The sequence below is a fragment of the Fictibacillus sp. 7GRE50 genome, assembly GCF_015903875.1.
Taxonomy (GTDB): domain Bacteria; phylum Bacillota; class Bacilli; order Bacillales; family Fictibacillaceae; genus Fictibacillus; species Fictibacillus phosphorivorans.
Window position 1 is genome coordinate 625,800 of record NZ_JACZDW010000004.1, and the last position, 16,832, is coordinate 642,631.

At 39.7% G+C, this 16,832-nt stretch carries 8 protein-coding genes; 6 read left to right on the top strand and 2 right to left on the bottom strand.

Going from position 1 to position 16,832, the window contains the following annotated elements; translation table 11 throughout:
• The first annotated feature begins 1 nt into the window (after position 1).
• On the top strand, positions 2 to 475 hold the full coding sequence (locus tag IHV12_RS18470; protein WP_197191832.1) for a GNAT family N-acetyltransferase: 474 nt from the start codon (positions 2 to 4) through the stop codon (positions 473 to 475).
• A gap of 104 nt (positions 476 to 579) precedes the next feature.
• Here the strand turns inward: IHV12_RS18470 and IHV12_RS22960 are convergent, their stop codons facing one another.
• Positions 580 to 708: a hypothetical protein gene (locus tag IHV12_RS22960; RefSeq protein WP_255520074.1), complete on the bottom strand. Its 129-nt coding sequence runs from the start codon at positions 706 to 708 to the stop codon at positions 580 to 582.
• The gene (locus tag IHV12_RS18475) at positions 705 to 1,784 is read right to left on the bottom strand and encodes a hypothetical protein (protein WP_197191783.1); all 1,080 of its coding nucleotides are present in this window, start codon (positions 1,782 to 1,784) and stop codon (positions 705 to 707) included. Before IHV12_RS18475 ends, IHV12_RS22960 begins: the two co-directional genes overlap by 4 nt.
• 271 nt (positions 1,785 to 2,055) lie before the next feature.
• Here IHV12_RS18475 and IHV12_RS18480 point away from each other — a divergent pair, with 271 nt between their 5' ends.
• The 5 genes from IHV12_RS18480 to IHV12_RS18500 all read left to right on the top strand — a co-directional run bounded on the left by IHV12_RS18480 (position 2,056) and on the right by IHV12_RS18500 (position 16,739).
• On the top strand, positions 2,056 to 2,880 hold the full coding sequence (locus IHV12_RS18480) for an MBL fold metallo-hydrolase (protein WP_197191784.1): 825 nt from the start codon (positions 2,056 to 2,058) through the stop codon (positions 2,878 to 2,880).
• Positions 2,881 to 2,906: 26 nt separating this feature from the next.
• The gene (locus tag IHV12_RS18485; protein ID WP_197191785.1) at positions 2,907 to 3,437 is read left to right on the top strand and encodes a GNAT family N-acetyltransferase; all 531 of its coding nucleotides are present in this window, start codon (positions 2,907 to 2,909) and stop codon (positions 3,435 to 3,437) included.
• A 153-nt stretch (positions 3,438 to 3,590) separates the two neighbouring features.
• Entirely contained in the window at positions 3,591 to 14,003 is a 10,413-nt protein-coding gene (locus tag IHV12_RS18490; RefSeq protein WP_197191786.1) for a carboxypeptidase regulatory-like domain-containing protein, read from the top strand.
• A 299-nt stretch (positions 14,004 to 14,302) separates the two neighbouring features.
• A complete protein-coding gene (locus IHV12_RS18495) occupies positions 14,303 to 14,845 on the top strand; it encodes a competence protein ComK (protein ID WP_197128080.1) in 543 nt (180 codons plus the stop codon).
• A gap of 349 nt (positions 14,846 to 15,194) precedes the next feature.
• Positions 15,195 to 16,739 (top strand): malate:quinone oxidoreductase, encoded by a 1,545-nt coding sequence (locus IHV12_RS18500; protein ID WP_197191833.1) that lies wholly within the window; start codon positions 15,195 to 15,197, stop codon positions 16,737 to 16,739.
• Positions 16,740 to 16,832: the final 93 nt, after the last annotated feature.

The window sequence follows — 16,832 nt, forward strand, 5'->3', positions numbered from 1 at the left end:
ATTGAAAGTTGTAAAGTACAAGGAAACTGATACAGAGGAGATCATCAATCTGTTTTATGAAACTGTACATACCGTAAATGTCAAAGATTATTCTTCACTAGAGTTGTATGCTTGGGTATCCTTTGATGAATTACAATCTAAGGTGGAATCGTGGAAGGAATCATTGAGTCGAAACATAACTTTTGTAGCTAAGAATAAGGATAAAATTGTTGGCTTTTCCGATTTAACATATAGAGGACATTTAGATAGACTGTATGTTCATAAGCATTACCAACGGCAAAGGATAGCTACGACATTAGTTAATTTAATAGAATCTGAAGCAAGGAAATTAGATTTAGTGTGTTTGGATACTTATGCCAGTATTACTGCTAAACCTTTCTTTGAACACCGAGGCTACCAAGTAGTTTGTCCTCAAAGTGTAGTCCGCAAAGGTGTTTCCTTAATTAATTTTAAAATGACTAAAAATCTTAAGTGATTGAACTATTCTAGGTTTTGAATTAAGATGCTTTTCATTCCCATTTCGGCAACACAAAAAAACGATCAGAAAACCTCTGATCGTTTTTTTGTTAACAGCTTGTTTTATAATTTTTGAGAAAGAGAGAACGTTCTGCCATGCTCAGCTTGCTCAACTGAATTTGTGGATAGTCCAACAAATACAGCCGTAAGTGCTAGTGAAGTGATGATAATACCTGCAGCGAATTTTTTCATTTTAGTGCCTCCTTTTTTTGTAAAGCGCGTTTTGCTTCGTAAGACTCTTTAAAATAATAACTAGCTTTATTGTGGTTCTCTTTGTTGAAGAAGACCTGTGCAAGTTCTCCAGCATAATCTTCTACGAAACCAAAGAGTTCGTGTTGTTTAAAATAGTCATTTCCTTCTTTAACAGTTCGTTCAAGCTCGTTTATATCTGTTGCCTGATTTAAGGCGTTCAGAATTTTGAAGTGATGCAAATATTCTTCATTCGCGAGCTCGATTCCTTTATTGTAGAAAGGTATTGCTTTTTCTTCTTTATTCAATCGATAGAATTCTCGAGACAATAAGAAGTGTGTCTTATAAAAGGCTTCTTCTTCTTCAAATACCTCTAACAAATAACGTACTGCCAGTTCGGACATGTTTTGTTCAGCATACAGATAACCAATATTGTATTTGATCAGTGAAGTATATGACTGATCAATGCGTTTAGCGAGATCAAGTGCGCACAGAAAATGTTCTTCTGCTTTCCCGTATTGTTTCAAAGATAGAGAAGCAAGACCCAGAATATTTTCACAACCGGATTGAAGCAGTTCGAAATCTTCCGCTTCAGATAACGTTTTCAAAGCTTCGTTCGCATAATCCAGAGCAGTGAGTGGCTGACGAATGTGATAATACAGAACAGCAGCTTTATGATAAAAGTCTGCTCGCACGATTTCATCCGTCATGCTGCTTAATACATTTAATAAGTTAAATGCCCTGATAAAACGCAATTCTGCTACTTCATAATTTCCTTCAGCTGTTAATAGCATTCCGGTAATTAAGTTCATATAGTACCCAAAAATATCTGTTCGATTTAAATGAACATCATTTAGCGTATCTAAAATCGCGTGTGCAGAAGTTAGCTCTTTCTTCAGAATCAAGTAACGGCTGTTTAACAATTGATAATACAATTGTGTAGACGGGTCTTTGATCTGTGAGATCTCACTCTTAATCTCGTTATGTATACTCTCTGATTGTTGTATGTGATTTGTCCGAATAGCTGTATGCCACCGCTCGAGTGACTGTGTGATGGGCTCTCTAGTTCCGACGTTCATGGAAAACTCCTTTCTATAAGACTTGTAATTTAAATCTAACATAAAATGGAAAAATAAAACTTGGGAAAATTCCGTGCTAGAGGGTAGCATAAAGTGACATCTTTTTCATCAATTTTCCCAATAATCTGACACTATAGTGGATACCTTATTGTTTCGTTTAATGAAAACATGATTATGAGGGTGGAAGGACTATAATGGCTTTTATGGAATTAAAGTTCATAGAGTCTAAATAGTAACGATAGAAAAAGAGAGTAGCGAGGAGTTGGCAGCTTTGTTTTTAAAAAAATCATCTCAATCTGGAGAAATTCACAATGTTACTTATCTAAATGGACAGGTGCGTTTTCAAGGCGTCTCTCTGAATGTATATAGTTTTCTTGTTGATGGCGTATTAATTGATACTGGCGCGCAATCTTTACATCAATACTTCAAACCTTTTATTGATCAAGCTGATTTCGATCACGTATTCATAACGCACTTTCACGAAGATCATACAGGCTGTGCTAGTTATATTGAAAAAACGAAGAAAGTCCCAATCTATTTAGATGAAAAAACAATTGATTATTGCGGTAAACGAGCACATTACCCCATATATAGGCAGTTCTTTTGGGGAAGAAGAAAACCATTTCATGCGCAAATCATGCCAAGTGAATTTCAATCTAGGAATGCACGTTGGGATGTAATACCTACTCCTGGTCATGCAAAGGATCATCATGCATTTCTTAACCGTGAGACAGGGCAGCTTTTCACAGGTGACCTATATGTAATGGAAAAGACTAAAGTGGTTCTCGAAGAAGAAAGCATTCCTTCCATTATTCAATCATTGGAACGTGTTTTAACATATGATTTTCAGGAAGTGTTTTGTAATCATGCAGGTTATATTCAAGACGGAAGAAGGGCACTACAACGAAAGCTCGACTACCTATTAGGTATACAGAATCAAGTATTAACATTACATCATAAAGGGGACAGCCCTGAAGAAATTCGTCAAAAGCTGTTTCCTAGAAGATTCCCTATCATCAAATTTTCTCGCGGTGAGTGGGATTCTATCCATATTGTTCATTCCATCATGAATGAGAATCATGCCATCAACTCATAATTATTTAAGAAAAAGAGGTTAACACGATGTCGACTAAACAAGAAATGAAATCAAACATCAGGACTGTCCGTGTTGAGGATGCAGAAGCTATTCTTCAGATTCAACGTGAAGTGATATCTGAACAGAATTATTTTATTGCGGTGTCAAAAGAATTTAATAAGGCGAAAGAAGATCATGAAGAATGGATACGAAACATTCTTGAGCATGAACGTGAGACGATGCTTGTGGCAGAATATGAAAACAATGTGGTCGGATGGATCGTATTTAGGTCACAAGAAAGAATGAGAATGCACCACACTGGCTCTTTTGCCATCATGCTTCGTAAAGAATTTAGAAATAAAGGGATTGGCAAGCTAATGATTCACGAGCTATTATCTTGGGCCGAAAAACATCCGGTCATTGAAAAGGTTACGTTAGGGACGTTCTCTACCAATACTAGGGCAATAGAATTGTATAAAAAACTTGGATTCATAGAGGAAGGGCGAAAAGTAAGAGAGTTCAAGTTTAGTAACGACGAGTATGTGGATGATGTGTTGATGTATAAGTTAGTTAAATAATGTGATATGAATCCAATCTAAAACAATGAGAAGCTGATTCTTTGAATAGCTTCTTTTTTCGTGTGAAGCTACGCTATAGAAAAAAATGGTAATCATTGCAAGGTTTCTCCGCGTATATTAAATCGATGTTAATTTTTCGCCGGAGGTGTTGGGATGTCTTTTCCCACAAATAGTCAGTTTACAGCCATTACTGTAGGCGGTGTTCCTTATGCAGATGTGATACGTGATATTTCTCCTGCAGGAACAGATATCGTAGGGAATGCCAGTTTTCCTTCCTTTTACTTCGCTTATGATGAAATCAATGTGTACTTTAGAATGCGTGTACGATCAGATCCAAGAAATAGCGCCAAGACCGCTTTTGCAAACTTTGCATGGGGTGTTTTGTTAAATACGACCGGCGTAGCGGGGACTTATGACTGGCTGCTTGCAGTTAATGGTTTAAACAAAAGAGTGAATTTGGTTCAGAACACAACTAAACAAGTCAACTCTTGGAGTGATCCTGCAGAAGGGACGGATGGTAAAGGGAACCCAAACTATTCTCGGTCCATCATCAATTTTGACGTCGCACGGGTCGTTCAGGCTGACTCTACATTGGATAATACACAAAACTATTTTATCGATTTTCTAGTTCCAGCTTCTACATTTTTCTCATTGCTCGGTATTACTGCTCAAAGTTCTGTACGGATGGTCGCGTTTACTGCTTCAAATAACAACAACTACAATAAAGACTCTCTACGTGATTCAGAAGAGTTTCAATTTCAAAATGCATTTTCCAATCCAGTTACAATAAATTCGGGAAATGTCCGAGCTAACCTGCAGGTTTCAAAAGTACTGCTTTCAGGACCACAATCACCTCTAGCCGGTCAGGTTGGGGAGTGGACGGGAAGAATTACTTTATCGAATACAGGAAAAAGTGCTGCAAATATCCTCAATGTTACGGATATCGTTTCATTAGATGAGGTGTCACTCTTTTCAGTTCTTAGTGTTTCGCAAGGGACAACAGCATACAACTCTTCAACGAAAACACTTACGTGGTCCGTTGGTAATATCGCTCCTGGCGCTAGTGCGACTCTTCAGTTTGCACAGAACGGAATCTTTTATACAGCAGGAACGAAAGCACTTAATACAGTACGGGCAACAGGTATTGATAGCTTTACTGGAGGAGATCTTACCCCTGCTTCTGCTTCTATTTCCGTGAATGTTCAAGCAACAGGTGGAGCTGCAGGTACGTTATTGGATAGTTCAAACGCTCAGCCAGTAAATGCTGCAACTGTAAGACTTTTAATGGGTCAAACACAAGTGGCCGTTACGCAAACAGATCTATTCGGAAAGTATAGTCTTACGAATATAGCACCAGGTACTTATACGATTGAATTCTCAAAAGCAAATTACACGACCTTGGCGCAATCGGTGGTTATTCAATCTGGCACGATAACGGTCATCAATCCTGTCCTTGTAGCTATTCCAGGAATTCTTCAAGGAACGGTTACCTCAAACGCAGGTTCTGCTGTTAGTGGAGGGACCGTCTTGTTATCAGATAATCTTGGTACAGTTATTGCAAGTGTAACAACTTCTCCAATAGGAGCTTATACATTTGGAGCTGTAATCCCAGGGCATTATACACTCACGGTCTCTGCTAATAATTTTCAGGCTGCAACAATTGGGCAAAATGTGCCATCTAATCAGACAACGACAGCAAACTTTGTACTGCAGCCGAATCCTGGAACGGTAAGTGGAACGATAACAGGAAGTGGAGGACCTATAGCTGGTGCAATAGTTGAAGCTCTTAGCGGTACAGGGATTGCCGTGGCAACCGCAACGACGGATGGGGCAGGACAGTACACAATAAATCGTCTTGCACCAGGTTCTTACAGATTACGCGTGAGTGCACCTGCTTTTCAAACATTTGTTGTCGGTTTCTCGGTGAGTGCCGGTCAAACTGTGGTAGTAGATGTGAATCTATTAGCAAATCCAGGTTCAATCATCGGAACAGTGATTGATGAAGATAGCGGTGTTCCACTTCCAGGTGCAAGTCTAAAAGTTGTAAACAGCTCTGGGATTACGGATGCCTCTGTAACAACTGATGTAAACGGACAATTCTCAGTCGATTCTCTAGCTCCCGGTACGTATGTAATCACCTTTTCTTCTGATGGTCATGGTACAAAAACGATCGGTACGTATGTTCAGTCTGATCAAACTACAACGGTAGATGTCACACTTAGAAGACTAGCAGGTGTTCTTACAGGTAATGTTTCTTCAGGTGGAAGTACAATTAGTGGTGCTTCAGTGGATGTCGTTCTCAATAACATCGTGGTAGCGAAGACCATTACTGACAGCAATGGAAATTATACGATAAGTGGGTTAGCACCAGATCGATATACCGTTATTGTTGGGGCAGACGGGTTTTCACCGGTTACGCTTGGTGCTGTTATTCAGGATAATGAAACAACAGCGATCAGCACAGAACTTCAGCCTATTTTTGGTTTACTTTCAGGAAGTGTACTGGATAATGAAGGAAACATTCTTCCAGGTGCAGTCATACTTGTGAAAAATGCAGATTCTGATGTGCTTATCTCTAGAGCTGTAGTAGATACAAATGGAAATTATGTGATTGGTGAATTGCTCCCTGGAAGCTATGTTGTTACAGCAAATATTATTGATTATCAAACAAACTTAAGTGGAGCAATCATTACAGCTGGTGTGACTTCTGTTGTTAATTTCTCATTAATGCCAAACCCTTCTTCTATCTCGGGAACGGTTATTAATAGTGAGACTGGAGATCCTCTTGCAGGTGCTTCCGTAGAAGTACAGCTGCTTGATGCTAACGGTCTTATCATAAATACAACTTTTTCAGACAATGATGGTGTGTTCATTGTTGAAGATTTAATGCCGAGCACATATACAGTCATCGTTGCTGCAGAAAGTTTCCAAACTTCTTCTGCATCAGTTACGTTATCACCTGGAAACGTTTCTTCTATCACGATTAGCCTTGTTCCGTCTCCGGGGTTTGTTTCAGGCAGATTAATCGATTCTCTTTCAGGTCAGCCGGTTGTTGGTGCAACTATTAATATCAGCAACACACTAGGAGCATTTGTTGATTCAGCCTTAACGAGTGCGGATGGAACGTTCATTTCGCTTGGATTGCCTGGAGGAGTTTATTCTCTTACTGCAGTTGCAGAAGGATATGAAACCAGGATCATAGGTGTAGTTGTTCCCGCTGGATTAAATAAGTTTGTTAACTTTGAACTTCAACCTAATCCTGGGACCATTACAGGAACAGTAGCTCCAGCCGCTGACGGACTTGTGCTTCAGCTGTACACAATGGATAACCAGTTCGTAAACACAGTTGCAGCTACTCCGGAAGGAAACTTTTTGTTTCAGAGTCTGGCTCCTGGTAACTATATTGTAAAAGCTGTTGCACTTAATTATTCAGTTGGAAGTACGGGAGCCTTTGTTGTTTCTGGTCAAACAACGAACATCTCTCTATCGATCCAACCGAATCCTGGAACTGTTTCAGGTACGTTAATTTCTGATCTTGGTACGCCGATAGCTAACGGTACCGTTTCTCTTCTTGATGTAAATGAAACACCTATTGGAAATGGAACAACAGATGCTGATGGAAATTACACACTCAGCAATATTCCGGCAGGTTCTTATGCAGTCGTCATACGAGCAGGGGGCTATGCAAACGCGACTGGGAACGTTGCGGTTGCCCCAGGTCAGGACATCACAGCGCTGAATTTTGAGTTAGTGACGATCCGTGGTTCTATCTCTGGAACGGTTTCAGATTTAATATCAGGTGCACCAATTCCAGGTGCGGCCATACTTGTGCGTGATAGTCTTGGAATTTTGGTTCGCTTCTCAACAACTGATCAATTCGGCAACTTTTTGCTACGGAATTTTGTTCCAGGTTCCTATGCTGTTACTTCATCTGCACAAAACTACTCTACAGAAATTACAGGTGTGATCGTACAAAGTGATGAGACTGCGGGAGCTGATATTCAATTAACAAGTACTGTAGGAAGCATTTCAGGGCAAGTCACTGACGGAGATGGAAATCCGCTGTCTGGAGACAATATTCAATTAAAATTGTTTGGAGCTAACGGTGAATTGCTGCAAGCTTTAATTGCACACACTGATGGTTCGTTTCAAATTCCTGAACTGTCGATTGGCACATATTTTGTAAGTGCAGAATTTGACGGTTATTCTCCAAATATGACAGCTGTTATTGTCAACAGCAGTGCAGTAAGCAGTATTACAATACCGTTATCGCAAATTCTTACAACTCTAACAGGATCCATAGCAGATTCTGCAACTGGAAATCCGATCAGTGGTACTGCCGTTTCTGTTACTTTAACAAATAATACAGGCATGTTTGTGGCAAAGCAGTATCCAGGTATCGATGGCACATTCACGTTCGACTCGATTGCACCGGGAATTTATCTGTTAAATGTTAACGCAGTGAACTATGGAAATGAGATTATTACGGTTACTGTGCCTATCACTGGGTTTAACATTGCGGTTTCATTAACTCAAAACCCAGGAGCGGTTACAGGGTATGTCACAAATCAGTTAACGGGAGATCCATTATCCAATGCCATCATTATCGTTTCATCTTCAGGAAAGCCACTAGAACGAAAAGGAGTCTCGGATAGTTTCGGTCAATTTATATTTGCCAATCTGTCACCTGACACGTATCGTGCAATCGTTAGTGCTGATGGTTATTCGAGTCAGAGTGCAACATTTACCGTTTTACCTGATGAAACAACTTCCTTGAGCTTTATTTTAACTCCTGAACCTGGGACTGTTTCGGGAACTATCACAGACGCCGTAACAGGGATTCCGATTTCTCAAGTCATGGTTCAAGTCCGTTATTTATCACCAACTGGCCCAGTTATTGCGAATACTGTAACGGATCAGCAAGGCAATTATGTAACTCAAGGTGTGTATTCTGGCCCTTATACAATAGTTGCTTTTACTGACGACGGCTATGGATCATCGAGTGCTTCTGTTTTTGTACCTCCAAACGATACGAGAGTTGTTGATTTTGCACTTGAACCGTTCCCAGCTACAGTGGAAGGGACGATCACTTCCGATTCTGGTGACCCGTTAGTTAATGTTTCAGTAAGGCTTTTAGATGTTTACGGTTTTACTGTTCGAGTTGTTAATACCGACTCTAACGGATTTTATAGAATACTAGGTTTTACGGAAGGACAATATCTAGTTACGGCTATTATCCCTGATTACCAGAGACGGCAAGTTTCAATCAATGCCGGACCAGGCGAGACACTAACAGCTAATATAAGCTTAGTTCCAGAACCGGGTCAAATTTCAGGTGTGATCCTCGATGAACAAACTCTTGCTCCACTCGTTGGTGCACAAGTAGAAGTGTATGCACCAAGTGGTGTTACACCAATTGCAAGAAGAACGACAGGTGCAGCAGGAGACTTCTTAATAGAAGGCGTGGCTCCAAGATCATATACGTTAAACGCCTTTCAGCTAAACTATAGTATTCGCTCTACAGGTGTAATCGTAACTTCGAATGCTACAACTAATGTACAGATCGCTTTAGTGCCTGATCCAGCATCGATTTCAGGAACCATAACTGATGGTAATGGAATACCTTTATCGAATGCTAGTGTAAGAGTGGTTGATGAAAATGATAGTGAAATCGGAAACGGAATCACAGATTTTGAAGGAAACTATGTTATCGGAAACTTGCCAGAAGGGTCTTATACAGTAATTGCTGGAGTAGAAAATTATTCATCATCGACTGCCGGAGTTTCGTTGCAGCCGGGAGAGCAGCTGACGGGTCTAAATGTGATCTTAACCCCGGTAGGAGGATTGATCTTTGGGACAGTTGTAAGTGCAGAAACGGGAGAAGGATTACCAGGCATCCTCATTTCTATTCTTACACCGGAAGGAATTCCAATTATATCAACTAATTCAGACACTGCGGGTAGCTTTACATCCATCCTTCTGTCACCTGGAACGTATACTGTTATTGCAAGTTCACCTTATTATGTACAGGATCAACTCGGTGTTATTGTTCTACCGAATCAAACTTCTGCGGTATCTTTTGAATTGTCGGAAGTAGGAGGATCGATTGTTGGAACTGTTACTGATCAATCGGGAAATCCGATTTCAGATAGAACAATCTCTATTCGACTTCTCAATGATGGTGGTGTATTGCTGCAGACGCTGATCGCTCTCTCAGATGGGAGCTTTGCATTCCAGAACTTATCAGCAGGAACGTATCAAGTGAACGTAATAGCAGACGGATATCAAACAGCAACAGTAGGTGCAATCGTAGTGAACGGGGAAACAACAAATCTAATAGTCCCGGTTACAGAAGATCGTGGTGCTTTAGAGGGCGTTATTCAAGATGTTGTAACAGGTTTACCGATATCAGGAAGTTTCATTGAAGTATCTGATGTGAGTGGGATTCTTGTTGCAACAATTACAACAGACCAGAACGGATTTTTTAGACTAGGTAACCTTCAAACTGGTCCACTAAACATTCGTGCAATAGCAAGTGGCTATGGTGCAGCGTCCATTGGAGTCATAATCAATTCTTTGTCTCTATCAAATGTAACCCTTAACCTGCAGCCGGATCCTGGCATAATCATTGGAACGATAAAAAATCCCAGTGGAGCACCGCTTAGCAATACCACGGTTCAGATATTAGATCGAAAAAACACACCTATTTCAACGGTTATAACGAATGGAAATGGCTCTTACGAGGTTGATAATCTGGTTGAAGGCCAGTATACAGTGACTGCTAAAGGAAATGGAACGGGAACAGGAATTGGCAGTGGTGTTGTTTTACCCGACCAAGAAACTGTCGTGGACATTATCCTCATTCCAGAAGGTGGCGTCCTCTCAGGTAACGTTACAAATTCAGCAACTGGGGAACCATTAATTGGAGCTTCAATTGAGATTAGGGCCATTTCACCATTCGGTCCCGTAATCAATACGGTTTTAACAGATAGTAATGGTAATTATAACTCTGGATTGATATCAGCAGGAACTTTCACTTCAACCATTACAAAAGAGAACTTTGGAACCGCGACAGGCTCTGTTCTTATTGAAAATGGCGTAACAACATTCCAGAACTTTACTCTTACACCGAGTCTCTCGAATGTTCGAGGCACGATTTCTGCAAGGATCATTCAAAATGAGAGTTTAACAACTACTATATCTGCTCAAGACGTTGTGATTCCACTTATCAATACGGTTATTAGATTAATTGATGAATCGGGTGCAGAACTAGCAGAAGTTCAAACAGATGATCAAGGAATGTATTTAATCGAGAACTTTTTATCAGGCATCTATTCGTTAGGAACTTCTAATCCGGATTATGAGACTAATACAGTTGGCTTTTCGGTGGATCCTGGTCAAACACAAATTGTTGATATTGAGCTCACTGCACTTCCAGGAATTCTAACTGGAACAATAATTGATCAAGAAACAGGTATATTGAACGCTGGAGCGATCGTTCAGTTGTTTTTTGGAACGAGTGTTCAGCCTGCTGGCAGAGCAGTGACAAATAATGCAGGTGTGTATGTGATTAACGGGCTTTCTCCAGGGCAATATACCGTATCGATGACAACACCAAACTATAATACGTTTTCAGCTGGAGCAACGATTCAAGCGAATGCAACTACAACAGTTGATGGCTTCTTATTGTCTAACCCAGGTGTACTAACAGGTATAGTTAATGGTCTGAGTGATGTAATAAGTGGCGCAAGTATTAAGGTTATCGATGTAAATGGAACAGTTATCGGCTCTGCTGTCTCAAATGATGATGGGACGTTCTTTATTGGAAATCTACCTGTTGGAACTTATGCCTTAACGATTGTGGCACTTGACTTCCAAAGTGAAACAGAAGGGATAACCATTACACCAGGGGAGACACTAAACGTTTCAATAAATCTGATCCCTGATCCTGGAGCTATAACAGGTATCGTTACTGATGAAAGCGGAATTATTTTACCAGGGGTTGTAATGAACATCCTGTTGAACAATATTATTATCGCATCTACCGTTACTGAACAGAATGGAAGCTTTACCTTTAGAAGTTTAAAGCCAAACTCTTACCAAGTGACTGCAAATCTCTCAGGGTACGCTGTATCTTCAGTTGGAGCAGTTGTGAGCAGTAACATAGTAACAACTACGAATCTATTTTTATCAAGTCTTTATGGCAGTATTTTTGGAACGGTTATAGATGAGGATGGAAATCTCATCACTCAACAAAGTATTAAAATTAATCTTTTTGATCTCAATAACAGTTTAATAACTACCGTTCTAGCACAGTCAAACGGAACCTATATTATTCCAGAAGTCACTGAAGGTAATTATTTTGTTACTGTTACAACTGAAGGTTATAATGCTGCTACTTTTGCTGTAACCGTTAACGGAGGAGAAGAGGTTTCTCTTGATCTCCAACTTATTGCTCTTGGAGGTACGCTTACAATTAGGGTCATTGATGCTGCGACTAACAATCCGATATCAGGAGTTAAAACGAACATTTTTAACGAAACAGGTATACCTATTACTTCGGGTATAACTGACCAAAACGGTGTATTTATTCAGCAGAACTTGGAAGAAGGCGCGATAGTTATTTCAACTGTTAAAGGGGGCTATGGAAGTCTTTCGCAAGGCGGAATTATTGTGAATGGTGCCACTACAGAGGTCAGTCTTGCTCTTACTTTGGAAACAGGTAATCTTATCGGAACGATCTCCGATTCGAATGGTGTTTCAATTGCTGGGGCAGTGGTGCAAATTCTGGATGCCACTCGAGCTGTTGTTACAACTGTTCTAACGCAGTCAGATGGTGCTTATAGAGTTTTGGACTTACTGCCTGGCATTTATACAATGATCGTGAATGCACGCGGTTTTGAACAGCGTTCACTAAGTGTTTTTATTGTAGCGAATGAGACTACGATTACGAATTTACCATTAGCTTTTGAACCGGGCAGTGTAGAAGGTTTCGTTACAAATGAAGGGTCAGGTTCTTTTATAGCTAGAGCTAGTGTTGAACTTCGTTTAATAAGCCCGTCAGGACCAGTCGTTGCCTCAACGCTTACTGACGAACAAGGTAGATATCGTTTTAGCCAAGTGAGAAACGGAAACTACACGATTATTTCTACTAAACAAGGATTTGGAAACGACTCTGCTGAAATTTCAGTTATCCCAGGAGACACGACTTTCGCAGATCTTCAATTGGCACCTGTTACTTCAAGTGTTAGAGGGACGGTTCGAAATGCTGGCGGTTCACAGCCTCTTGTTAATACCTTGCTTCGTTTAGCGGACAATAACGGTGTTGTGATTGCAGAGGTACAGACTAACAATGATGGAGATTATTTAATAGAAGGTCTTCTACCAGGTGATTTTAGCCTTGCTGCCATCAATGCAGATTATAGAAGCAGCGTACTGGATTTTACGGCTGTTCCCAATGTTCAAAGCGTTGTGAACTTTAATCTAGTTGCCGTTCCAAGTTTGTTTACCGGCTTTGTTACGGATGCAGATACAGGACTGCCGATTGTAGGAGCGATTGTAGAAACCTTTGATCAAGTAAGCGGTCCAGTTGAAGCGAGTTTACTAAATGCTGAAGTTAATGCTTTAGCAGTCAATGTACGCCCAGTAGCGGTAGCCTTAACAAACATCGACGGTTTTTACACGATTCCTGGATTGAATAATGGATCTTATACGTTACGAGCATCTGCATTAGGATATGGTACAGATAGCAGACTATCGGTACTGCCTGTTAATACAACTGTAGAGCAGAACTTTGCATTACCTGGTCAACGTCAAACTGCTTCAATAACGGGTACAGTCATCATTTTAGGAAATGGACCATTACCAAATGCTGAAATAAATGTATTTGATGAAAATGGTGCTCTTGCAGGAAGTGCGAGAACGGGTAATGATGGAACGTATTTCATTAGTAATCTTGGTTCAGGAAGATATGTAATAACAGTGGATGCCCAAGGGTTTCAGCAAGAAACACTCATTATTTCCCTTGCAGAGGGAGAGCGTTTAACAGGTGTTGACTTTGCTTTAAGTCCTGGAGCGGATGGAGATATTTCGGGTCAAGTATCTGAGCGTCGAACAGGTCTGCCAGTAAATGGAGCGGTCATACAGTTGTTTGATCTAAGAGGGGTTTTGGTTAGGGAAGTAATCTCTAATGATGCAGGAGTATTTTCAATAACAGGCATTCCTTCTGGCTCTTATGAACTGCGTGTTGTTGCAAACGGGTTTGAACCGTTATCGGTGGCTGTAAATGTGCGAGAGGGGGAAGAACTACTTATTCCAATTTCACTTATTTCAACTACTCCGGATCCGGTTCCTCCGTTTGGTGAAGCACAATTCTTAATATTAATCGGAGGTAAACCGTTATCTTTAGACAGCTTAACATCACCAACTCTATTTACTTTAGAGCGTATAGATTCAAACAATAATTGTGCTACATTTTCTTATGAGGCAGAGGTACAAGAAGGAACGATCAGAAGGTTTATCACTTTTGATCTTTCCTGTATTGATTTAATCCGATTTATCGATTGAGTTAAAATGAAGTAAGTTATCAACATGAAATTGTTTTAGGAGGGAACTTCTTTTTGTGGAGTTCCTTTTTTTTTTAAAAGATAAAATTATAAATAGGATAACCACTTCAGTTAAAATAGATGAATTCATCAATCATGCAACCCCCTATATTTAAATTAACAAAATATTGTGACAAAATTCGCTAAATATGTATATAGTTACACATTTAAATGGTAAAATATTACTATACAGTATAAATATTAGGGATATTTGTACTGTCTTTCATTTCCATGGGGATTAAAATATTGAGGAGGTATTGAATGAAGCGTAGAATTGTGCACGAGAAAGTGGAAAAGTATTTAATTACGAATAGGACCATTGCTATTCATCCATTTATTAATCAATGGGGAAGGGTATGCGCAGAAATTTATGAAGAAGATGCTGTCTTTCTTGTAGAGAAAAAGCCTTTTCGAATCATCAAAGATTCCTGTCCTTATTATGGAAGTACATACGATGGCAAGAAAGATGCAACACAGATCATATTAGGGAGGATGTGCTTCCCTCCGATCATGATTGACACGAAACTTGATATATTCTTCTTTCCCACGAAATCACCACGAAAAGACTCCTGCATCTGGCTCTCACAGCCACACATTGATGATATTGTATCCATTGACCGAAAAAAGGTTAGAGTCATTTTTTCAAACGGAATGGATCTACCTATTGAAAGTACCTCCACATCCCTAAAAGGGAAACTCCATCGAGCCGCTCATTACAGAAGTGTACTAATAACTCGAACGAACCGAAGTCTAGAAAAGGATAGTGAAAAAGGATTGAAAAACAGTGATTTACTCTTAACTTAGATCATTTTTAGCGTGAGCGCCTGATGAAGTAATTCAGGCGTTTTTGATATCCGAAAAAGTTAAAGTTACATATATTAGTATGTGATCTTCTGTTAAAAATTTTCCTGAATTCCTATATAAACTCTGGTGGTTAGAGAGTTTGGGCACACTATTCATATAATTATCACTATTTATCGGCTTTCAAATAATTTATAATTATCATATAATAAAGATATTAAAGACTTGAATTTTAGCAATACTAGTTGATATGGTTTTCATGGAAACAGGAAAAGCAGTAACCAAGTTGTCTCTTCTTATACATGAGACGATGGCTTTTTTCTGTAAATTTTAGGTGAAAAGGTTGATAATGATGAGCAACAGAGAAACGAACACAGACGTCCTTTTAATTGGCGCTGGAATCATGAGTGCTACATTAGGAACGATCTTAAAAGAAATAGCTCCAGAAATGAAAATTAAAGTATTTGAGAAACTTGATAAAGCAGGAGAGGAAAGTTCAAACGAGTGGAACAATGCTGGAACTGGGCATGCTGCACTTTGTGAACTAAATTACACATCGGAAAAACCGGATGGATCTATCGATATATCGAAAGCTATTGAAATTAATGAACAGTTTCAAGTGTCAATGCAGTTTTGGTCCTACCTTGTTGATCAAAAGTTGATTCATAATCCAGAAGACTTCATCATGCCATTGCCACATATGAGTATGGTTCAAGGTGAAAACAACGTTCAGTTTTTAAAGAAACGTATGGAAGCGCTAACAGAGAATCCTCTTTTCCAAGGGATGGAATTCTCGGATTCTCCAGAGAAATTGATGGAATGGATTCCACTAATCATGGAAAGACGTTCGTTAAACGAACGTATCGCTGCTACAAAGATCGATACAGGAACGGATGTTAATTTTGGTTCTCTTACTCGTATGTTATTTAGTCATCTTCAAAATAAGAATGTAGATGTTAAATACAAACATAGTGTAGAAAACCTGAAGCGTACGCCCGATGACTTATGGGAACTGAAAGTGAAAAATCATAACACAGGTTCAATTGAACGCCATACAGCGAAGTTTGTGTTTATAGGCGGTGGTGGTGGAAGCCTTCATTTGCTCCAAAAATCCGGTATTCCTGAAGGAAAACATATCGGTGGATTTCCGGTAAGTGGGATCTTTATGGTATGCAAGAATCCAGAATTGATTGAGCAGCAGCACGCGAAAGTATACGGAAAAGCTAAAGTCGGTGCTCCGCCGATGTCTGTTCCTCACCTTGATACAAGGTATATCGACAATAAAAAATCTTTGCTTTTCGGGCCGTTCGCGGGCTTTTCACCAAAATTTTTAAAAACAGGGTCGATGCTCGATTTAGTGACTTCAGTAAAACCTAATAACGTTTTGACTATGCTAGCAGCTGGTGCTAAAGAAATGTCATTAACCAAATACTTGATCCAACAAGTATTATTGTCAAAGGAACAGCGCATGGAAGAACTTAGAGAGTTCATCCCAACTGCTAAGAGTGAAGATTGGGATCTCGTCGTAGCAGGGCAACGTGTTCAGGTAATTAAAGATACTGAAACTGGTGGAAAAGGAACGCTTCAGTTCGGTACAGAAGTAATTACATCCGCTGATGGTTCGATCGCTGCATTACTCGGCGCATCACCAGGAGCTTCAACAGCTGTTCACGTTATGTTAGAGATATTAAACAAATGCTTCCCGCAAGAGATTGGTAAATGGGAACCAAAGATCAAAGAGATGATTCCTTCTTATGGTCAGCGATTAATGAACAATCCTGATTTGTTGAAGAAAGTTCATGCTTCTACAGCCCGTTCTCTTAAACTTGATACGAAAGAACCTACCTTAGCAGACTTTTCGCATATAGATGCTACAGTGTTACAAGAAAAGATTTAGGATTATTTATGTACTTGAAATCGGTTAATTTCCATTTCAAGTGCTTCCATTTTCCAAGTTTTTAAATAGTACTCCAAAAAGAGCCATTCATTT

Bases quoted from the DNA above. Each gene is read 5' to 3' on its own strand.
- IHV12_RS22960 (WP_255520074.1), bottom strand. From the start codon at position 708: ATGAAAAAATTCGCTGCAGGTATTATCATCACTTCACTAGCACTTACG.
- IHV12_RS18485 (WP_197191785.1), top strand. From the start codon at position 2,907: ATGTCGACTAAACAAGAAATGAAATCAAACATCAGGACTGTCCGTGTT.
- IHV12_RS18475 (WP_197191783.1), bottom strand. From the start codon at position 1,784: ATGAACGTCGGAACTAGAGAGCCCATCACACAGTCACTCGAGCGGTGG.
- IHV12_RS18500 (WP_197191833.1), top strand. From the start codon at position 15,195: ATGAGCAACAGAGAAACGAACACAGACGTCCTTTTAATTGGCGCTGGA.
- IHV12_RS18490 (WP_197191786.1), top strand. From the start codon at position 3,591: ATGTCTTTTCCCACAAATAGTCAGTTTACAGCCATTACTGTAGGCGGT.
- IHV12_RS18495 (WP_197128080.1), top strand. From the start codon at position 14,303: ATGAAGCGTAGAATTGTGCACGAGAAAGTGGAAAAGTATTTAATTACG.